This window comes from Paenibacillus sp. 01T47 (assembly GCF_056398245.1).
This window is the reverse complement of the sequence record NZ_JBFTPA010000002.1, coordinates 569851-591376: the sequence shown is the minus strand read 5'-3', so window position 1 is coordinate 591376 and position 21526 is coordinate 569851. Positions and strand designations below refer to the sequence as shown.

General features: G+C 42.1%; 22 protein-coding genes. 18 read left to right on the top strand and 4 right to left on the bottom strand.

What is annotated here, in order from left to right; all coding sequences use genetic code 11:
- Positions 1-15: 15 nt before the first annotated feature.
- The 10 genes from iolD (at position 16) to AC1DOV_RS06660 (ending at position 10335) form a co-directional block, all read left to right on the top strand.
- Positions 16-1881: a 3D-(3,5/4)-trihydroxycyclohexane-1,2-dione acylhydrolase (decyclizing) gene (iolD, locus tag AC1DOV_RS06705; RefSeq protein WP_477549502.1), complete on the top strand. Its 1866-nt coding sequence runs from the start codon at positions 16-18 to the stop codon at positions 1879-1881.
- Positions 1882-1899: 18 nt separating this feature from the next.
- A complete protein-coding gene (iolC, locus tag AC1DOV_RS06700) occupies positions 1900-2895 on the top strand; it encodes a 5-dehydro-2-deoxygluconokinase (RefSeq protein ID WP_477549604.1) in 996 nt (331 codons plus the stop codon).
- 18 nt (positions 2896-2913) lie between these two features.
- Positions 2914-4377, top strand: a complete 1464-nt coding sequence (locus AC1DOV_RS06695; protein ID WP_477549501.1) for a CoA-acylating methylmalonate-semialdehyde dehydrogenase — start codon at positions 2914-2916, stop codon at positions 4375-4377.
- A gap of 92 nt (positions 4378-4469) precedes the next feature.
- Positions 4470-5282 carry a 5-deoxy-glucuronate isomerase gene (gene iolB / locus AC1DOV_RS06690; RefSeq protein ID WP_477549500.1) on the top strand — a complete coding sequence of 271 codons (813 nt, stop codon included), beginning with the start codon at positions 4470-4472 and terminating at the stop codon, positions 5280-5282.
- A 159-nt stretch (positions 5283-5441) separates the two neighbouring features.
- Positions 5442-5741, top strand: coding sequence for an iron-sulfur cluster assembly accessory protein (locus AC1DOV_RS06685; protein WP_441874978.1), 300 nt, complete (start codon positions 5442-5444; stop codon positions 5739-5741).
- Between the two features lie 560 nt (positions 5742-6301).
- Positions 6302-6670: an iron chaperone gene (locus tag AC1DOV_RS06680; protein ID WP_441874980.1), complete on the top strand. Its 369-nt coding sequence runs from the start codon at positions 6302-6304 to the stop codon at positions 6668-6670.
- A 588-nt stretch (positions 6671-7258) separates the two neighbouring features.
- Positions 7259-7693 (top strand): hypothetical protein, encoded by a 435-nt coding sequence (locus tag AC1DOV_RS06675; protein ID WP_441874982.1) that lies wholly within the window; start codon positions 7259-7261, stop codon positions 7691-7693.
- A gap of 275 nt (positions 7694-7968) precedes the next feature.
- Positions 7969-8307, top strand: coding sequence for an ArsR/SmtB family transcription factor (locus AC1DOV_RS06670; RefSeq protein ID WP_441874984.1), 339 nt, complete (start codon positions 7969-7971; stop codon positions 8305-8307).
- Between the two features lie 45 nt (positions 8308-8352).
- Positions 8353-9213, top strand: a complete 861-nt coding sequence (locus AC1DOV_RS06665; RefSeq protein WP_441874986.1) for an aldo/keto reductase — start codon at positions 8353-8355, stop codon at positions 9211-9213.
- A 342-nt stretch (positions 9214-9555) separates the two neighbouring features.
- Complete coding sequence (locus AC1DOV_RS06660; protein WP_477549499.1) at positions 9556-10335, top strand: class I SAM-dependent methyltransferase; 780 nt, start codon at positions 9556-9558, stop codon at positions 10333-10335.
- Between the two features lie 128 nt (positions 10336-10463).
- Here AC1DOV_RS06660 and AC1DOV_RS06655 read toward each other — a convergent pair whose 3' ends face one another.
- Positions 10464-11381, bottom strand: a complete 918-nt coding sequence (locus AC1DOV_RS06655) for a poly(ethylene terephthalate) hydrolase family protein (RefSeq protein ID WP_441874990.1) — start codon at positions 11379-11381, stop codon at positions 10464-10466.
- 193 nt (positions 11382-11574) lie between these two features.
- On the opposite strand from AC1DOV_RS06655, the gene AC1DOV_RS06650 reads away from it, so the two are divergent.
- The gene (locus tag AC1DOV_RS06650) at positions 11575-12105 is read left to right on the top strand and encodes a DinB family protein (RefSeq protein ID WP_477549498.1); all 531 of its coding nucleotides are present in this window, start codon (positions 11575-11577) and stop codon (positions 12103-12105) included.
- Positions 12106-12200: 95 nt separating this feature from the next.
- On the opposite strand, the gene AC1DOV_RS06645 is transcribed toward AC1DOV_RS06650, so the two are convergent.
- Both AC1DOV_RS06645 and AC1DOV_RS06640 read right to left on the bottom strand, forming a co-directional pair.
- Entirely contained in the window at positions 12201-12389 is a 189-nt protein-coding gene (locus tag AC1DOV_RS06645; protein ID WP_430058443.1) for a hypothetical protein, read from the bottom strand.
- A gap of 48 nt (positions 12390-12437) precedes the next feature.
- Positions 12438-13076: a cell wall hydrolase gene (locus AC1DOV_RS06640; protein ID WP_477549497.1), complete on the bottom strand. Its 639-nt coding sequence runs from the start codon at positions 13074-13076 to the stop codon at positions 12438-12440.
- A gap of 176 nt (positions 13077-13252) precedes the next feature.
- On the opposite strand from AC1DOV_RS06640, the gene AC1DOV_RS06635 reads away from it, so the two are divergent.
- Together AC1DOV_RS06635 and AC1DOV_RS06630 are read left to right on the top strand one after the other, a co-directional pair.
- The gene (locus AC1DOV_RS06635; RefSeq protein ID WP_477549496.1) at positions 13253-13555 is read left to right on the top strand and encodes a hypothetical protein; all 303 of its coding nucleotides are present in this window, start codon (positions 13253-13255) and stop codon (positions 13553-13555) included.
- Positions 13556-13568: 13 nt separating this feature from the next.
- Complete coding sequence (locus tag AC1DOV_RS06630) at positions 13569-14027, top strand: hypothetical protein (RefSeq protein WP_339203021.1); 459 nt, start codon at positions 13569-13571, stop codon at positions 14025-14027.
- A gap of 138 nt (positions 14028-14165) precedes the next feature.
- On the opposite strand, the gene AC1DOV_RS06625 is transcribed toward AC1DOV_RS06630, so the two are convergent.
- On the bottom strand, positions 14166-15188 hold the full coding sequence (locus tag AC1DOV_RS06625; RefSeq protein WP_477549495.1) for a LacI family DNA-binding transcriptional regulator: 1023 nt from the start codon (positions 15186-15188) through the stop codon (positions 14166-14168).
- 337 nt (positions 15189-15525) lie between these two features.
- On the opposite strand from AC1DOV_RS06625, the gene AC1DOV_RS06620 reads away from it, so the two are divergent.
- From AC1DOV_RS06620 to AC1DOV_RS06600, 5 genes are read left to right on the top strand one after another with little or no spacing between them, the layout of a single operon-like run.
- On the top strand, positions 15526-16863 hold the full coding sequence (locus tag AC1DOV_RS06620; RefSeq protein WP_477549494.1) for a DUF4832 domain-containing protein: 1338 nt from the start codon (positions 15526-15528) through the stop codon (positions 16861-16863).
- A 3-nt stretch (positions 16864-16866) separates the two neighbouring features.
- Entirely contained in the window at positions 16867-18168 is a 1302-nt protein-coding gene (locus AC1DOV_RS06615) for an acyltransferase domain-containing protein (RefSeq protein WP_477549493.1), read from the top strand.
- Between the two features lie 4 nt (positions 18169-18172).
- Positions 18173-19258 (top strand): DUF4832 domain-containing protein, encoded by a 1086-nt coding sequence (locus AC1DOV_RS06610; protein WP_477549492.1) that lies wholly within the window; start codon positions 18173-18175, stop codon positions 19256-19258.
- A gap of 48 nt (positions 19259-19306) precedes the next feature.
- Entirely contained in the window at positions 19307-20590 is a 1284-nt protein-coding gene (locus AC1DOV_RS06605) for a Gfo/Idh/MocA family protein (RefSeq protein WP_475442638.1), read from the top strand.
- Between the two features lie 7 nt (positions 20591-20597).
- The gene (locus AC1DOV_RS06600; protein ID WP_477549491.1) at positions 20598-21524 is read left to right on the top strand and encodes an ABC transporter permease; all 927 of its coding nucleotides are present in this window, start codon (positions 20598-20600) and stop codon (positions 21522-21524) included.
- The last annotated feature ends 2 nt before the right edge of the window (positions 21525-21526 follow it).

Here is a 21526-nt window from a genome sequence, read left to right as displayed (position 1 = left end):
ATCGAGGTTTTGCTGATGAAAACGATTCGCTTGACTATGGCGCAGGCTTTGCTGCGATTTCTGGATCAACAGTATTTGTCTGTAGACGGAGAAGAGATAAAGTTCGTTCGTGGTGTTATGGGCATCTTCGGACATGGTAACGTCACAGGCATCGGTGAAGCTCTTGAGCGAGAAACTACCGATTTATTGTTCGTGCAGGGCAAGAACGAACAAGGTATGGTTCACGCGGCTACAGCTTACGCTAAACAGAACAACCGCCGTCAGATCTTTGCTTGTACGACTTCAATCGGCCCAGGAGCACTTAATATGATGACTGGCGCCGCAACCGCAACGGTTAACCGCATACCTGTGCTGCTTTTGCCAGGCGATAACTTTGCTTCCCGTCAGCCTGACCCCGTACTGCAGCAATTGGAGGTTCCGAGTGACTACTCCATATCTGCAAACGATCCGTTCAAGGCAGTCAGCAAGTTTTGGGATCGCATCGTCCGCCCGGAACAGCTGATGTCGTCGCTTCTACAGGCGATGCGTGTGCTGACTGATCCAGTTGACACCGGAGCGGTTACGTTAGCGCTGCCGCAGGACGTTCAAACAGAAGCTTATGATTATCCAGTACGCTTCTTTGAGAAGCGTATCCATTTCCTACAGCGCCGTCCAGCGGAACAAGATGCAATTTTACGTGCCGCAGATTTGATCATGCGCAAGAAGAAACCTTTGATCATCGCAGGGGGAGGCGTTCACTATGCGGATGCGACGAAAGAACTTCTCGCATTTGCAGAAGCATTCGGCATTCCGATAGCTGAGACGCAGTCGGGCAAAAGCGCGGTGCCGTGGAATCATCCGCTTGGCCTGGGCGGAGTTGGTACAACCGGCACACTGGCGGCGAATCGGGTAGCTGCCGAAGCAGACTTGATCATCGGAATCGGTACACGATTTTCTGATTTCACGACGGCATCCAAATCCGCTTTTCGCAGCTCCGATGCTGCATTTCTGAACTTGAATGTTAGTTCATTTGATGCGGTTAAGATGGAAGCGGATTCGATCACAGCAGACGCAAAGTTGGCGATTGTCGCACTGCAGATGGAATTAACGAATCGCAGATTCAGATCCAGCTATGCTGACGGTTATATACAAGAGTTGAAAGCGGAGTGGGACAGTGAAGTTGATCGTCTCTACGCCTTGGAGAGCGCCAATGGGTTAACCCAGACAAGAGCACTCGGTATCATTAATGGATTCATCGAATCGAAGGATGTTGTCGTTGGCGCCGCTGGAAGCCTTCCGGGCGATCTGCACCGTGTATGGCGTGTAACTGAACCGAACACTTATCACTTGGAATATGGTTTTTCCTGCATGGGGTATGAGATAAGCGGTGCTTTTGGCGTCGCGCTAGCGGAACCGGATCGTGAAGTGTATGCGTTAGTTGGTGATGGGAGCTACCTCATGCTGCACTCTGAGCTGATTACGGCAATACAAGAGGGCGTGAAGCTGACCATTATGCTATTCGATAACAACGGGTTTCAATGCATTCATAACTTGCAGCGCGGTCACGGCAGCGACGGCTTTGGCAATGAATTCCGATTCCGATCCAAAGAGACGGGAAGGTTAGATGGACCGTTTATGCCGATTGATTTCTCATTACTTGCCCGCGGCTTAGGTGCTGCCTCATATAAAGCTACCTCAGTGAAGGAACTGGAGCAAGCGCTGCACGACGCGAAAGCGGAACAAGGACCTGTGCTGGTGGAAATTAAGGTGCTTCCGGGAACGAATACGGATGGTTATGACTCATGGTGGAATGTCGGCGTACCTGAGGTGTCTGTGAGCGACAAAGTGAGGAAGGCGCATGAGCAGATGAAGCAAAACATCAGTGCGGCGCGCCCTTATTAATTGGAAAGAAGGGATATGATGGATACGATTACTTTTGCGGACGATAAGGATTTGGATTTTGTAGCAATCGGCCGCCTATGTATTGATTTGAATGCCAATGAAATCAATCGTCCTATGGAAGAAACGATGACTTTCACCAAATATGTGGGCGGGTCACCCGCCAACATCTGCATCGGTATGTCGCGATTAGGCATGAAAACAGCGTTTATCGGCAAGGTTGCTGATGATCAGATGGGCCGATTCATTGATCAATACCTGCGTAATAACGGCATAGATACTTCAGGTGTCACAACGGATCGGACCGGAGCGGTTACCGGACTTGCTTTTACAGAAATCAAAAGCCCAGAGGATTGCAGCATACTGATGTACCGCAGCAATGTGGCAGATTTGTTACTTGCGCCTGAAGAAGTTGACGAATCGTTGATCAAGCGAAGCAAAGTGCTGCTCGTATCCGGTACGGCGCTGGCACAGAGTCCATCCCGCGAGGCGGTGCTTCTTGCAGTTCGTTACGCACGTAAACACGGTACGAAGGTGATATTCGATATCGATTATCGGCCATATTCGTGGGCATCTCCCGAGGAAACAGCCATTTATTATCATTTGGCAGCGGAGAAAAGCGATATCATTATTGGCACGCGCGAGGAATTCGATATGCTGGAGCGGTTCGACGGTAACACCGAACGCAGCGACGAAGTAACTGCCGCGCAATGGTTCGGTTACCACGCAGAAATCGTCGTCATCAAGCATGGCAAAGAAGGATCGATTGCTTATAGCAAAAACGGCAGCTCACAGCGGGGTTCTATTTTCCCAGCTAAGGTTATCAAGACATTCGGAGCCGGCGACTCGTATGCAGCTGGTTTCATTTATGGACTTATGCAAGGATGGGATATCAGCCGCAGTATGACATTCGGCAGCGCGTCAGCTTCCATTGTTATTTCCAGTCATAGCTGCTCGGACGCCATGCCGACAGTGGGGCAGATTGAACAATATATGCTTTCTTCCAAACAAGCGTAATTGGAGAGGAGAACGACAATGATGACCCAAATGCAAGCAATTATACCTTTATCGAATTTTATTGGAGGCGAATGGATCGCCTCAACTTCAGGCAAGACGGAACCCGTATTCAATCCAGCAACCGAAGAAATTTTGGCTTACGTTCCGCTGTCGTCTAAGGATGAAGTTGATCAAGCTGTCCGAAATGCGAAAGAAGCGTTTAAAACATGGAGTAAAACGCCGGTACCGCGCCGTGCTCGAATTCTTTTCAAATACCAACAGCTGCTAGTTGAACATTGGGAAGAGCTTGCGCAGATCATTACCTTGGAGAACGGAAAAAACTATCAAGATGCTCACGGGGAAGTCATGCGCGGCATTGAATGTGTTGAATTCGCTGCCGGGGCGCCAACGCTCATGATGGGAAAACAGCTTCCAGACATCGCTACAAATGTGGAGTCGGGCATGTTCCGGTATCCGATTGGGGTTGTGGGCGGAATTACACCGTTTAACTTCCCAATGATGGTACCCTGCTGGATGTTCCCGCTTGCAATTGCTTGCGGCAATACGTTTGTCCTGAAGCCCTCCGAGCGGACGCCGCTGCTTGCGAATCGTCTGGTGGAGCTGTTTAAGGAAGCGGGTTTGCCGGATGGCGTGCTGAATCTTGTGCATGGATCACACGATGTCGTAAATGGTCTGATTGAGCACCCGGACGTCATTGCGATTTCGTTTGTTGGCTCCCAGCCTGTCGCGGAATATGTGTATAAGTCCGCAACAGCGCAAGGGAAACGGGTTCAGGCGCTTGCCGGCGCGAAGAACCATACCATTGTCATGCCGGATGCCGACATGGACGGAGCGGTGACTCAAATCATCAACGCAGCATTTGGCTCTGCGGGGGAGCGCTGCATGGCATGCGCTGTCGTCGTTTCCGTTGGGAAAGCGTCCGAAACGTTGATTGATAAATTGGTCGCGGCTGCTGATAAGCTAATCATTGGTAATGGCATGGATAAAGATGTTTTTTTAGGGCCGGTTATCCGCGGTCCGCACAAGGAACGTACACTGGGCTATATTGCGACAGGTACAGAAGAGGGAGCGGTACTGCTCCGTGATGGACGTACGGATGCGGCATCAAATGGCGAAGGGTATTTCGTCGGCCCGACAATTTTTGATCATGTGACGAGTGAGATGAAAATTTGGAAGGACGAAATATTTGCTCCCGTGCTGTCGATTGTCCGCGTTGATACGCTGGAAGAGGCGATTGAACTTGCCAATCGTTCAGAACTAGCAAACGGAGCGTGCATTTTCACTCAAAATGGCAGTCATGTTCGTCAATTCCGTGAAACGATCGACGCTGGTATGCTGGGTGTGAATTTGGGCGTACCTGCCCCAATGGCATTTTTCCCTTTCTCTGGCTGGAAGAAATCATTCTACGGTGACTTGCATGCTAACGGTTCAGACGGTGTCGAGTTTTTTACGAGGAAGAAAATGGTCACTTCCCGCTGGTAAGCGGCTCGTTAACAGGAGGATCGGTTGATTCTGATCCTCCTGTTAAAATGTATGGACAATGGATCAAAATACCCGAAGGGAGGCATTTGAACATGAGTGAACTGATTGTAAAACCGAACCAAACTCCGGATCAGGAAGGTAATACGCTTCGGATTACTCCTGAATCTGCAGGGTGGGAATATGTTGGTTTTGAAGTGTTTACGCTAGATGCCGGACAATCACTTAGCCGTCTGACAGAGGAGCGGGAAGCTTGCGTTGTCCTGCTTAGAGGAAAGGCTGACGTTTCCACAGAGAAGTCAGAATGGAAGAGCATCGGCCGCCGGATGAATGTTTTTGAGAAAATTCCTCCTTATTCCGTGTATATTCCATCTGAGGATAAGTTCACAATTACCGCATTAACTGACCTGCAAATTGCTGTATGCTGGGCACCCGGCAGCGGTACGCACGCAGCTAGATTGATCGAACTTGGTCATGTTGGGGTTGAAAATCGTGGCGAAGGCAGTACGCAGCGGCTCGTTCATAATATTTTGCCAGAAACCGCAGATGCAGACAGTCTGCTCGTCGTAGAAGTGTTTACGCCTGCCGGTCATTGGTCCAGTTTTCCTCCGCATAAGCATGACCGTGATTTTTTGCCTGAGGAATCACTTCTGGAAGAAACCTATTATTATCAAGTTCAGCCGGAGCAAGGATTTGCAGTACAGCGTGTCTATACCGACGACCGTTCACTGGACGAGACGTTGACTGTAGGCAACGGTGAAGTTGTCCTTGTACCTAAGGGCTACCATCCTGTATCTGCTCCTCCAGGTTATGATGTATATTATTTGAACGTAATGGCGGGGCCAGTTCGTATTTGGAAGTTTTATAACGATCCGGATCACGCTTGGCTGATGCCGAAGCCACGATAAGATATATAACGAGGATTAAAATGCTACATTAGAAAGAGAGCAATGCCATTTGTAATGATGGCATTGCTCTCTTTCAATTTTCGATTACTCAAAACTTGACATCCCATTCTGTAACTAATATTATTACAGTAAGTCAAAAAAGAATAGAGGACATAAAGCATGAAATGCAAAATTAATCGAAATGCAGCAAATGTTTTAAAAAAGATGTTGAGCAGTAATGAAGCAGAAGGGAAGATGATTCGTGTTTTTATAACTCAGAATCATGGAGATCATGGTCATTATGATATTAAGCTGGATACACCTACTGAACATGATGAAATTGTAAAAACAGACAAAGACATTGAAATTGTATTAGATAAACGTGAACCGCTATTGGACGGGGTTTGGGTTCAATATTTTTATGTGCCGGAAGAAGGTTTCTTCATAACGAACCCTTCTACAGGTTTTCTTGAAAAATAAGGTTTAAAATATTGATGGTCAATAGGGAGGATGCAAAAATGCATCCTCTTTAAGCATTTATAGAGAGTACATGACAGGATAATGATATTGTCCGATTGCTTGAAACCCTACAGATGGACAAAGTCCAGTAATGGAGTTCTGACGACTGCATAAAACGAATATGCAGGATAGTTTAACTTCTTCGCGAATATTTCAAGTATGGAAAATATACGAAATTATTAGCGCAATCAGAAATCTGTAGGCAAGGAGCATAAAATGAAAAACCTGAAAGACCTCAAAAAAATATTTTCCGATTATACATATACAATTGTAGAAGAATAAACATAACTAGCTTATTGTAAGTCTCAGACTAAAATCAATTAATTAATCATTATGGAATCTAAAAGCAATTGGCCATTTATCTAAGTAAGGTGAAAAAATCGACCTTATCATGGACCAGAATGTAAGAGATAGACAGTTTCTTGTTCAATAAGTCAAGAGGTTCTATGAGGAGTTTTATCGACGAATGGGGTTGAAAGACTTCTCTGAAAGATAACTTATTATTTTTAGGAGGGCACAACATGGAAGTTTTTGAAGAGTATTTAGCAACTATCGTAAATCCACAACATCGGAGCCGAGCGGAAGAAGTTTTAACTTGGGTAACTAAGAAATTTCCAAATTTAAAGCCAAAAATCGCCTGGAAGCAGCCTATGTTTACCGATCACGACACATTTATTATTGGCTTTAGCGTAGCCAAACAACATATGGCTGTTGCTCCTGAAAAAGCAGGCATTAATCATTTTTCTGAGGAGATTGTGCAATCAGGTTATGACAACACCAAGGAGTTGATACGTATCCCATGGGCTAGTCCGGTCGATTTCTTATTACTTGAGAAAATAATCGAGTTTAATATTTTGGATAAGGCAGACTGTTCGACTTTTTGGCGCTAGTATAAAGCCTAACATGAAAATAGCTTATTCGCACTCGGGATATTCAGGGTTATCAAAACAGAAATGAAATATATTTATTAATTGGAAAACCAGTGTTTAATAAACTAAAATAAATGACACGAGCAAGAGCGTAGGCACAAATGTGCTTACGCTTTTTTTTCATGTTTCAACGGGAATATAGAAATAGGAGGAAGTAATTGTCTAAGATAAGGTATAATATGGTACAAAACAACTTTGTTGTCAATTCATTCGTAGTGGGAGTATTGGAGGGGAGCAATTATCAAGAAGAAAAATTGGATTGTCTTATCATTTATCTGTGTACTTTTAGGACTGTCAGCTTGGTTGACTGATATTTTATTTGAGCATATGTACAAATTGTGGTTGCTCACCTTTCTAATAAATCCTATAGGATTTTTATTTGGGCTGCTTGGAAGAAGTAAATGGGGAATGATCTCCAATGCACTAATGACCATCAGTGTTTTTATTTTTATGTTTATTGGATACTTAATTGCTGCCCTTTTTGGAGGACAGCCGTGAAATTAAAGTAATCAATTTGAAACGATTGATTTTTTAAAAGGGAGGTATTGTATGAGGAGAAATCATTTAATTTTCTTTATTTTGATCACTTCATTATTATTTCCAGGCAATTTATCAGCAACTTCATGGGCAAATGAATTTGTTGTTTGGCATGGTTATGTTTATGTAATAAGTGATGAGTATGTAACGGATATACATAAAAAGATTGGGCATGTCACTGTATATTCAGATATGGCAACCTATACTGGCAATTACTCTAACTCATATAAGAAGGGGACTAAATATTATTCAATTAAAGGTATTAGTACAGATGAAGCGATCGCAGTTCAACATAAAGATGGGAAGTTTATAAAAGCAAACAGGGATGGTAAATTCAAAGGAGAGAATACTGATTACTCAGGTTTAGTGAGAAATGTGATCATTATTTGTTTGTTAGCCATTTTGGTGATCTTTCTCGTTAGAAACAGATATAAGAAGCGGACTTAACTCGTATAAGCTCTCTAGTATGTAGATTGTAGAAGTCAAATACGGGATTATAAGGGAAACAAATGCCAACCAGATGTTCTTGGTTGGCATTTGTTTTTTCTACGAGTACATGGCAGAAAATAGAGCTGCTTTATGTGTTCGAAGAAAATAAAGTCTTGGACTGAATTTGTTGAATCAAGCGTCTCGATTTTCTTTCCCGATGTAGCGTCGGAAAAGGAAGGTGTGATACTCTTTATCTGTTCAAAGAATTAAACATTTGAATCTCGAAAGGGGGGGTGGATGTGAACCAAGAAATCACAGCTAATCTCGCAAACGAATTTAAAAATAATCAAAAGGTACTGACCGCAATCGGAGATGAAACCAGACAAGCCATTCTTATGACCCTGATTCAAGGACAACAAGATCCTGGCATGCGTGTGGGAGAGATTAAGGAGAAAACCCATCTATCCCGTCCGGCTGTGTCCCATCATTTAAGATTATTGAAGGATGCGCAAATTATTAGTGTTCGTAAAGAAGGGACCATGAATTATTATCGTCTGAACGTCACAAGCAAGCTCAAGCTGCTGAAAAATCTTGTGGATGAAATCGAGATGCTGCTTTCGCAATGCGAATGACACATGAGGATTACTTTTTATAAAGCAAGGAGGGCGAACCCCAGAATGAACATGGTAATCGAAGCAGTGAACGGTATCAAAATTCCCCAATTGGGTTTTGGAGTGTATAAAATAAAAAAAGGGGAACAATTTGAAAGGGCTATTCGTGAGGCGATCCGTGCCGGCTATCGTCATTTTGATACGGCTAAAATTTATGGGAACGAAGAAGCACTCGGCCTAGAGATTCAAAAAAGTGGAATCCCCCGGGAACAATTTTTTATCACCTCAAAAGTGTGGACGACGGATCTCGGTTATAAAGCGACGAAAATAGCATTTGAACAAACCTGCAAAAAACTGAATGTGGCGTATCTTGATATGTACCTGATTCATTTTGCCGGTCCTCATTATGTGGAAGCATGGAAGGCGATGGAGGAATTATACTCCGAAGGCAAAATCAAAGTTATTGGCGTTGCGAATTTTGAGATCAATCATCTTGAATATCTCATGAAGCATTCCAGCATTTCGCCAATGATTAACCAAATCGAAACCCATCCGGAATTTTCACAAAACGATTTGCACGATTATCTTGTCCAGAATCGAATTTCGCATGAGGCCTGGGGACCGTTGGGGCAAGGCAATAAAGCACTACTGGAGCGTCCGGAGTTAGTCGAAATCGCCCAACATCACAAAAAGTCGACGGCGCAAGTCATTTTGCGCTGGCATCTGCAGCGGGGGATTATTGTGATCCCTAAATCTTCAAACCCCATAAGGATAAAAGAAAACAGCGAGATATTCGACTTTGAATTAACCGTGGAAGAAATGGAAAAAATCAATCAATTAAACACGGGCAAAAGGCATTCAGTAAACCCGACCGGCTACATGGTTAATCCGTTTTATGTTAAGACGATGAAGCTATTTATGAGATAAATGTCAGAAATGGAAAGGAAACTTGCTCCCGCCAGGAACAAGTACAAAAAAAGGTCAGGAATCCTTCCTTTAGGTACATAGAGCAGCCCTCAACTTGATGATAATGTGAGGGCTATTTGACGTTCCTTAATATAATAATTATCCATAGTTATTTAACAACTATGCTATCCGTTCATAATGGCCAAGTCCTGTCTAACACTTTATTTTCTTCTGACATTATGGACGGGAAAAGCAGCATTTACAACCTCAGGAACTTATGATAAATTGAAAGTAGTTTCACATTATGAAATGGTGTTTCGTACAATGAAACAAAATACTCTTTTTATAAGAGGAGGAGCAGCAATGGGAGAATCAATAAAAGATCAAGTACAGAAGCAATTTGGAAAAAATGCTGCAAAATATGTAACAAGCAGCCGCCATGCCAAAGGCGAAGATTTGGCTTTTCTTGTTTCGTCATCCCAAGCCAACAAGGAGATGGAGGTACTTGACGTTGCAACAGGAGGCGGGCATGTGGCCAATGCGCTTGCACCGCTCGTCCGCCATGTGATTGCTTATGATCTGACAGAACAGATGTTAGAGAAGGCAGCGGAATTTATTCATGGTAATGGACATTCTAACGTCGACTTCGTACAGGGGGATGCCGAGCTGCTTCCATTTGCCGATGCTTCCTTTGACTTGGTAGCTTGCCGTATTGCAGCGCATCATTTTCCAAATGTGCCTGCTTTCGCTTCAGAAGCATTCCGCGTCATTAAGCCGGGCGGCAAGCTGCTTCTAATTGACAATGTTGCTCCTGAGAATGATAAGTTTGATGAATTTTACAATCAGGTTGAAAAGAAAAGGGACCCTAGCCATGTTCGTGCCTGGAAAAAGTCTGAATGGATTAACCTGCTGGAGAATAGCGGGTTTCGCCTTGAAATAATGGTTTGTTTTCCCAAACCGTTTAAATTCCAAGATTGGTGTGAACGGTCTGATCTTCCAGAAACGGAGCAGGCTTTACTTGAGACAAAAATGCTGCAAACCCCAAAGGAGATGAAAGATTTTTTCTCTATCCAAACTGATGAATCTGGCAGACTTACCTCCTTTAACGGAGAATCTGTATATATTCAAGCGGTCCGTTCATAATTATTTCTTAAGTAAACGTCCCCATATAAATAGAAAAAGGCTGCTCTCAAGTCAAGTAGGTTTAACTACGATTTGAGGCAGCCTTTTTATTTGAACGGTGTATGAACGCTCATTCGCTATGACAGCTATTATTGCTGCATGTTTGCTGAATAAACATCTTTCCAGCGTTGGTTCTTTAAAATCTCAGCGTCTTTGCCCATAAAGGCGGCCATAGCCTGTGAATCGTCCATTAACCGATATCTCATCCATGCGGTCAGATATCCTCTATGTTGACCGCCATCTTGTTCAATCGCCGTATGTGCCGCACCTTTTGCCATCGCCATCATTGCCGGAATATGTGGATTTGACTTACTAATCTCTACTTTGTTGGAGGATGAAGGGGAGATAATAAAATCACGCGTTCCACTCATTACAAAAAAAGGTACCTTTATTGCGGATGTGTCGTAAACATCCTCTGGATCACAATATTTCAGCTTCGGGAGCGCAATTGAGACAACCGTCTTGATGAGAGCGCCATGTTCAAAGTTGGTGTGGGCGTTTATTACACCTGTGGAGCCTTGAGAATGACCTGCAGCACCTATTTGATCTTTTTGAATTCGTTGATAGAATGGGCTGCCGGGCATATCGTTTTGTGCTAACATATAATCAATAGAGGCAACAATTTCTTTTCCTGTCCCAGTTGTTGTACTAAAAGTATCAATAACTACAAATCCCCAACTAGCTAAATGGTTAAAAAGTTCATCGTATTGCTCAGGCAGCGCTCCTGTTCCGTTGCCCCAAGCAATGAGAGGATGCATCGAATCTTGTGATTTTGGGGAGTAGACTTTATACAGCTTTTCACCATGTTCGTCTAAGATCTCGCTCGTCTCTACATCGTATTCTCCAGATGATGCATATTTCTCTTCCACGCTGCCCGTCTCAAAAGCAGCAGAAACGGAGTTCACCAACAGAAAGGACACCGTAGAGAAAGCAATAATCATAATTAAAACAATGCCGGTCGTCCATAATAGCCATTTGCTTCTGAGAACTCTCTTAATTTGTGGCATACAATCTCCTCTCGCTATGACTAACGTGTACGTTATCCGAATGTCAGGGTGTAATGCCGGATGTTCATGATGATGAGCCTTATTAGTTTTCATAGTTGTTTAGTAGTTTTATTATACTCTATGCTTATCGGCAATGATAATTTTCACATCAAACCGTTCGCAGTTCTTATTAAGCTAGGGAGGATGAACTAGAATGCTTTACGATTTAAAGGGTGAAGCCAATATGACACCTATTGTGGGAATGTTATTTTCCGCTGTAAAAGAGAATAACCAACGGCTGCAATTAATTACTGGCGGCATGTCACAAGAAGAAGTAGATTATAAGGGGCCTGATCACAATTTTAATAGTACTGCTCAGTTAATCAAACACATCATGTATGTTGATCTGAATTGGGTTTATAGATTAAAGGGGCAACCACTTCCACAGTCATTAAAGGAATTATATGGCCCCATGATAGATGAAAATAATAGACTTCCTATGGTCAAAGGGATATCTTTGAATACACTAATGACCAAATATGATGATGTATTAAAAATGTTAAATGATTCATGTGCACAATTAACAGAGGCTGATCTAGATAAAGTTGTTACATTTGGACATGAAAATGAAAAGCATGCAACGATACGTTGGGGCTTATGGCATATGGCTGACCATAGCCGCTATCATCAAGCTCATATTAATTTGCTTCGGAAATGGTATGGTGACAACTCGCTGTCTAAATAATGGGGGAATCACAGGCATCATTTTTTGTGCGCTGTAAATATAAAAAGAGCAAACGCTGCAGCAGCGTTTGCTCTTTTTATTGATGTAGCCTAACATTAATCAATTTTATCAAGAGATCGGTTTTTGGCGATATCTAAAACAAAATCCCCTAAATCATCATAACTCATTTGATTTAATTTCTCTTTGAGAGCTTCCGAAATCGTCTCTTTTTCAAATATTCCTTTAATAATATCAATGACCAATTCAACCCTAGCCTGATGCCTTTCCTTCGTATCCATGCGCATTCCTATATTCTCCTGTTCTCGATAGGCGTTCTTCAATATCGGCAAAACCTAAAGTGTAAACTGATGACTGCCTATTTTTTTAGTGGCTGTACGCGTCTTGAACCAAGCCGAATTGGTAATTATCGGATTAAAGAAGAACAGCGCATTGCCAGTGGGATCATTCCCTTTTACAGCAGCTTTAGCGGCTTTGAATGCCGTTTGGTTCGGAATAAGCCAGTACTGACCGTCCTTTACGGCAGAGAACGCATTGGGCTCCATAATGACTTCTTTTACTGTGTTGGGGAATTTTGAAGACTGAAGCCGATTCATGACAACTGCCCCAACCGCCACTTGGCCTTTATACTCTTCTCCTCTAGCCTCGGCATAAATGACACGTGCGAGCATGGAAAGTTCCTTTTTGTTGACCGACAATTTTTTGAGCTTCGCCCATGTTTTTGGACCTACAACGCCGTCACCCTGGAGACCGCTCTTTTTTTGAAAGGATTGAACCGCAGTGCGGGTAGCCTTTCCAAAACTGTTATCGATGGGCAAATTGTAATAACCCATTGTTTGAAGCCGAAACTGCAGATCTGTAATGTCCTGTCCCTTGCTGCCAAGTTTCAACACGGGTGAAGCCTCAACTTTGTGATTTGATACGGCTGCGGTAACTAGTACGAGTAGGACAAATAGAGTCAAAAATCTGTTCATGATGAATAAATCCCTCCTGATGCGAATGATAGGTAATGATTGGATGGCATTGAGCGTTTATTCTAGCACAGCATGAATAGGATAATCTTGTTAAGATTTTCTCATTTACACGCCCCCCTGAAATCAATAAAACGCGACGAAACCTTATAAAAGCAATACATAAGGAGTGAATAACGATGGTGAATAATTACAAACGCTTCATTCAAAATCAATTCGAAAAAGCGAAGTCTACCGCTTCCGAGCTTATTTCTTCAAGAAATGAAGAAGAAGAAAAAGCTATCATAGAACTCAATCCACAAAATTATGTTGAGCTGAAAGCAATCGCCGATAAGCAGCATACGACCGTGCAAGCGATTATCGATGGAATCGTAGTCCAATACTTGGCAAGCGCTCCATACGAAATAGCCCCGATCACGACGGGCCAGAAGGAAGATAACCCGCTTTTGTATTTGGATGGTATTTGCAAATTAGAGGATTAAGGAGTGCTGACAGATGGATAACCACTTAAATGTACAAGATACAATATTTTTGGATGAAACAGCTTTTGCTGCATTGATGAACCCAGAGGACCCTCATTATGTGAAAGCTCGTTCCCTGTTTTTGGATTTGCATGATCTTGAACGTAATTATGTAACAACCAACTCTATTTTATTTGATCTTCACGAATGGCTTCGCAATGAATACAGCTATCAACAGGCAGAATATTTTCTAAATGCAATTGATAAGGCAGTTAGTAAAGGCAAGCTGGCGGTCATCTCCAGCGGCCCTGAATTTGAGGGGGAATCGCGCAGATTGCTTATCGACAGGCCTGAGCTCCGATTTTCTCTCAGTGAAGCATTAACCGCTGTGACTATGTCCTATTACCAGGTAAAACGTATCTTTACTTTCAATCACAATTACATGATGCTAGCCAATTTGGATAAGGATATTCGGATCATTCCGTCCAATTAATGAGCATTTAAATAAATACAGCCATATTGGCATGCATCGTATTAGACTTTTTTAGTATTGATGCAGCAATTGTGAAAACGCCAAAAAGCAGCTCTTCCTCGTTAGAGGAGGGGCTGCTTTTGTTCTTTCTAATGTGAATTAAGTAGAGCTGCGAACGACCAAATGTGTAGGTAAAATAACCTTCTTCGGCAGCAAGCTATTCCCATTCATTCGTTCTAATAATAAGTCAACGGCTACCATCCCGATTTCCTCGGTCGGTACATCAATGGTTGATAGAGGAGGATTGGAGTATTTGGATACTTCAATGTTGGATAGGCCGATAACAGCCACTTCATCAGGCACAGAGATCCCGTTGTTGTATAAGCTGTTAAGGGTTGCCATAGCCATCAAATCACTAGCTGCAAAGAAGGCGGTAGGCAAGTTGTTTGTTTGGCATAAATGATTGACTTTATCGATACAGACAACCTCATCCCACATGCAATCAATAAGCCATTCGGGATTAACACTCATTCCAGCAGCATGCATGGTGGAATAGTACCCTTGATAGCGCCGGCTTTCCTTTAAGTTGCTTTTTAAGCCGCTTCCACCTATATAGCCAATATTCGTATGTCCTTTTTCAATAAGATGGCTCACGGCTAGAGAAGCAACATTGTAATGGTCATAACCTACATTATCAATATCCCAGCGTTCTGTATCGATGCCAACAATATAAGGTACCTGCTTGCGAACATATTCATATGTTTCGATATTTAAGGATTCCATTAGGATAAGCCCTGTAATCGATTCACTAAACGTGTTAAACAAAATCTTCTTATCATCTAATTCAGGACCCGTTCGAATAAAGGCAATATTATAACCTGATTGAAGCAATCTCTTTTCTACACCGGACAATATAGACATGAAATACGGATCGTTATACTTGTTTTTTGTCACACTTAATACGCACCCTATTTTGACTTGAGCTTTGTTTGCTGAATGATCCTTCGTTGCTGCTTGATGCTTGGGGCTATCAGTAATTTTATAGTTAAGCTGTGTAACGGCCTGCCAGACTCTTTCTCGTGTTTCATCTGTGATTTTATACTTCGTATCATTATTTAAAACTCTAGATACGGTAGCCGTGGACACATTCGCTAATTTAGCAACATCCCTAATCGTACTCATAGCTATGCATAGTCTCCTTTTGAAAATGCTAATGATCGTTATGTTACGTTGTGATTCGTCATTAGCGCTTTTATGTTTTGTTGCGTGAAAATTACGTTCATACCGATTTATCAGTATATATGCCTACTAAACTATATAGTAACATACGAATGATGCGTAGTCTCACATTAAATTTTATTTGAGAACGATGTAATTTCCTCTTGCAGGATTGGTTAGAAATGTTATAATTGCACCATAAGATTACTAAACAAACTGCATATATAACGTAACACACAACGTAACAAAAAAGCAAATGTTGTTTATTTAAAGAGAATACCTAGTGAGGAGATGATGAGACATGAATAAAGCGATGACCGTGTACCCGGTAATCGTGGATAGCTTACTAAGCAATCCTGGCATTGGTTTTACTTCAGCACCTGGTTTAATGGATGACATCGGCGAAGTGTTTGACAATAGAGGGGAAAAGAAAGAGAAATATAAATTTACGCAAGACAGCAGGACATACAATCATCCGGATAGCAAAGTCTATTTCTGTAGTGCTCGCTGGAGGGATATAGAAATTGCAAAAGGTGTTTTCAGGTGGGAAGTGCTTGAGGAAAAGCTAGAGTATGCCAAATCCATGGGATGTACTGCTGTGGTACGTTGTTCGCCATATGCACTAAGTGAAGAAGATGATATTCCGGAATGGTTTCGAGCGGAAAGTCCGGAGGTGCCCGATTTTCCTTTTTGGAGAGTAGATCCTGAGACAACGAGGTATGTGGAGTATTGGTCTGATTTTATAAAAGCTTTTGCGAAGAAGTATGACGGGCATCCCGTTATAAGCTCTATAGATCTGACGATTGTTGGAGCATGGGGGGAAGGCGGGGGCACGGAATTTTTAGAGCCAGAGGCCATTCAATGTATTACAGATGCTTATTTGGATGGTTTTAAAATTACACCTTTGCAAGCGCTGTTACATGATCCACTTTCAATGAAGATCATAACGGATCGCAAAGGCAAAGTTGGCTTTCGTGTCGATTGTCTCGGTGATATGGGCGGTTTTCATGGCAAACGATGGTCTCATATGACAGACTTCTACCCTCAAAATATACAGAACTTTAAAATGGAAAATGCTTGGGAGAAAGCTCCGATTTTATTTGAAGCATGCTGGCATATGAATGACTGGTATATTCAGGGCTGGGATATTGATTACATTATTCAAGAAACGCTCAAATGGCATATTTCTTCCTTCAACAACAAAGGGACAATCGTACCGGAGCCTTGGAAAGATCATGTGAAGCAGTGGCTAAAAAAGATGGGCTACCGCTTTGAATTAAGAAAGTTCACTTATGATGCTGAAGTTGAGGCAGGCGGGAATCTAGATGTTGCTGCTTTGTGGGCTAATGTTGGGGTCGCACCTATTTATAATCGCTATCCGCTTGTATTGAAGCTAACAAGCAATAATCAGACTTATACACTTTATAGCAAAGAAGATATAAGAGAATGGCTGCCGGACGAAGATATTGCTTGGGAAGAGAGTTTTTCGATTCCGAGCGATGTGCCAGCAGGAGAGTATCGTTTAGAAATTGGTATAGAAACAGGTGTACAAGAGATTGGAAATGTTAAGCTGGCGATTGAAGGAAATACGGACGGCTATTACGAGATGGGAAAACTTTTGATAAAAGGGGATCAGTAACGAATGTCGATACGGTTGGATTTTAAAACGGCTGCTGCGTACTGCAAATTTGATTATCTTCCAGAAGGTTTAGAAGACAAATATAAAAGCTACGAACCGAGTAACAAGACTATACTCATTCCACGTAAGTTTTTAAATGAAATTTTTGAGCAATATCAACTTCCCGAGCATACCAAACAGTGGCTGGTTGGCGGAATTGAAGCGATAGAAAAGGATGAAATATTATTTCTATTCACGGCCTTTTTAGTAGATGACATGTGCTCGTTGCGCAATCGCTGTGATGAAGATTTTTATACGAATATGACTCCGGGATGTATGAAGCAATATAGTGATCTATATTCCTTTCTTTTGCTGCTTGCTTGTGTTGTCCCTTCTATGGAAATGGTGGAAAAGCGCGGAATTCCTAAACCATATTACGAGAATATTCCTCATCAGCCACTTAAAGCTCAGTTGGAAAAATTAGTTGCATACGGTGATTCTAAAGTCAGTGACTTTCCGTGGGATTTGAATTTTTATACTTGTTCAATATTTCGATTAGATCGATTTCTCTTTATACCTTATCGATTTGAAGATCCTTTTACCATGTATCGTCATGTTCACACGCAAGAGGTTATTGCACTTCGTCATGCGGGAGAAGAGTTTCGCAGCGATGGGCAAAGGAATGGAATCAATGGTGTATTTGATCCTGGGGGACATTTCACATCGAAATGGGAGGAAAATGCTGATCACATTATTGCTAATCGGATTAATCCAATGGGCTACGTGGAAAGAAAACCAACTTCGATAGTAAAGAAGGAATGGGAACCGGTTCTTCAAAGAGGAGATACCCTATTAGCGCTGCATATTCCATCTGGACCTGGCTATACACCCGAAAGGCTGAAACATTCGATGTCACTCGCAATTGAACTGTATGGTAACTATTTTCCGGAGTTAGCTATAAAAGGCTTCTGGAGCGCAAGCTGGCTTTATGATACGAGATTATCGCTGATATTGGACAATGAAAAAAGCAATATCGTATTGGTTCAAAGGCAGTTTTATAATTATCCCACATTTGAAGGGGACAGTATGCTGCGTTATGAAGCCTTTGGCGATCGGGAGGCAGATCCTGTCCAGAACGATGTGAAGTACAAAACCTCGTTGCAAAGAGCTGCTGCAGCTTATATGAAGACGGGAGCGCGATTTAACACATTAAGCATGATTGTTTTGAAGGAAGAAATCGAACAGATTGGAAATATGCCCTATATTTCAGATGCGGATATTGATCAATTCTTTAATACCGTTGACTGCCATTTACAGAGGAGGTAATGGGATGGGTAAATATTCGCTTGAAAACTACGAGAAGTATAAAACCGTAAAATTCCGGCCTTATCCATTACCGAGTAATGACGCTCAATCAAGAAATGGTGTTTTTCAATATGTTTCTTATTCATGGAATGAACTAGAGCCAACTAGAGGGGAATACAAACTCGAACAGGTGAAGGCAGCACTTAACACAGCAACAAATCCAATACTTATGATCAAACCGGACTTACCTAATTGGGTGAAAGGCCATGCTGATGATTGTTTTGCGGCTTTTATAAGAAAAGTTGGGAGTTATATAGATTCAGATAGTCGACTTGCAGGAGTTGTAATATCGACTCTCGCTGACGGCAAGGAAGAATGGAATGCCTATATGGATTCATTTGAAGTCACGACGCTTCTTGCTGATCTGCACAATGCAAGACTGATTCAATACTTAAGGGAACAAGGCCGTGGGTTTGGATTGATCGTTAATTGCAGTGAAGATAACTGGATAATATGCTGTGAAGCATTTGCCAAACAGAAGCTGCAGCAGGTATGGAAGAGTTATCCGGTCGTCCTGCATTTTACCGATAATGTATGCGGTCCTAATAGTAGGCGTGAGGCGCATCGATGGCATGCAAGCCTTTCTAATTTGGAAATAGAGCTTGGATATGACCTTACTCTACGAAGATTGACATATCCAGAGAACGTTTCTAGTGGGGGCAGCTTACCGCTTCGGTTCTGGTTTGTTAACACAGGGACTTCAAGAAATTACCGTGAATTTCGTTTGTGGGTGAAATTAGTGCAAGGGGATGTATCGTATGAAATTCCCATCCATGCTGCAACGGAGTCATGGTTAACGGGGGATCTTGTCCATAACGAGATTATACAATTGCCGGATATGCCGCCGGGAAATTATACAATAAGCTTTGGCTTATTTTTCGAAGACCGAACATTCATTAATCTGAATATACAAAGCAACATGCAGGATGGTTATTACGAGGCAGGTACTGTGAACGTTGAAATCACATGTGAAGATCCTCTTTTGAATATATGGGATACCTATTATCCCGAAGGATATTATCCATTGGAAGATCCTAAATTGCCGGAATAGTAATAGAGTGCATCTTGGATAAAAACTCATACGCTGGAGGTAGTTGATTTGAAACTTGCATTAATCGGAGCAGGGCAAAGAGGCATGATTTATTCAGAATACGCAAGCAAAACAGTAGAAATTGTTGCGGTAGTAGAACCAAATGACAATAGAAGAAAGGTTGCAGCCGATCAGTTCGGCATCCCTTTGGAGAATCAATTTCAATCTGTAGATGAATTTTATCGATTAGGAAAAATTTGTGACGCTCTTATTATTTCTTCGATGGACAGAGACCATTATACGCAAACGATGGAAGCGCTTGATCTTGGTTATGACATTCTGTTGGAAAAACCAATTTCGCCAAGTCCGGAGGAATGTTTAAGAATACAACAAAAAGCGAATGAAAAAGGTCGCAAAGTTATCGTTTGTCATGTGCTCCGATATACAAATTTCTTCGCAGAAATAAAAAAAATTATTGATAGCAATGAGCTTGGAAAGATCATAACCATTCAGCATAATGAAAACGTCGGAAATTATCATATGGCTCATTCTTTTGTAAGGGGGAATTGGAGAAACAGCGACCTAGCGAGCCCAATTATTATGCAGAAATCGTGTCATGATATGGATATATTGGCATGGCTTGTGGACAGTGATGCGAAGCGGATTTCTTCCTATGGGGACCTGACTTATTTTAAAGAAGAGAATGCACCAGCGAATAGCGCTGATCGATGCCTAGACTGTAAAGTTGCCGCAGATTGCCGCTTCGATGCAAGGAAAGCTTATCTTCCAATAAGAGGCCAGTGGCCGGCTACAACGATTTCGGTGGATCAGACTGAAGAGGGATTATTGAAAGCTTTGGAAACAAGCCCTTATGGACGTTGTGTTTATCGGTCTGATAATAATGTTTGTGACCATCAAGCATCCATTATTGAGTTCAAAAACGGCGTAACGGTCACCTTTAATTTAAGCGGATTTACCAATAAGATGTATCGAACGCTTAAAATTATGTGCGAGCATGGAGAAATTAGAGGTGATGACAGCTTAAATATCATTGAAGTAACGCGGTTCACATCCAATATGTCTGAACAATATGAGCACACTGTGATCAGGCCAGCAGCGATGAATGGCGGACATAATGGCGGGGATACAGGACTGATGATCGATTTCTTGGACAATTTAGAAAATGAGGACAGCAACAGCAGATCTTCCATTGATAGATCAGTAGAAAGTCACATTATGGCCTATGCAGCTGAGAGAGCAAGGGTTACAGGTACAGTAATTGATATCGATCATTTAAAGGAAGAGCTGCAAGAAACATTACGCGATAGCCGCTCGATAACGATGCAAAGGTAGTGATGTAATGAGTTCAGTTGTGAAAGGTTTCTTATATGAGATAAAGAAAAACAGAATATTGTATCTCATGTGCGTGCCTGCGCTTGTTGTATTAATCATGTTCAGCTACATCCCTTTTGCAGGAATATGGATGGCATTTACCGACTTTAATGTAGTTGACGGCATATTTGGCAGTAAATTTGTTGGTCTTGATAACTTCACTTACTTTTTTTCTAAAAATAGCATGGGCTGGAAGGTTACCTATAACACCTTATACATCAACTTTTTCAGCCTCATTTTAGGCATTATTGTTCCAGTCAGTATCGCTGTTTTCTTAAACGAGATACGCAATAAATCGTTTAAACGGATTGCTCAAAGCATGATGTTTTTTCCCTATTTTATATCGTGGGTTGTAGTGGGAGCTATTCTTTATGGGATCTTCTCAACGGATGTAGGTGTTGCCAACAATGTTTTGGAATTTTTTGGGGCAGATCCGATTAGATGGTATTCAGAACCGAAGTATTGGAAATGGATCATTATTCTATCGAGTGTTTGGAAGTGGAGCGGGTATAGCTCGATTCTTTACATGGCTGCAATGGCTAACTTTGATGGGAGCTTGTATGAAGCAGCGAAAGTAGATGGCGCGAATAAGCTGCAGCGCATTGTTTTCTTAACGATTCCTATGCTAAAACCAACGATCATTGTCTTGACATTACTAAGCGTTGGACGGATCTTTTATGGTGACTTTGGTATGATATACGGCATTGTCGGTAATAACCCGGTACTCATTGACGAGGTTACCGTAATCGATACCTATGTTTACCAGTCTATGCGTACGTTGGGCTTTTCTTATTCGACTGCAATCGGATTATTTCAGTCTCTAATGGGATTAATTCTAATCTCTGCAGCTAACAAATCGGCTAAGAAAATAAACGATGGAGAGGGTCTATTTTAATA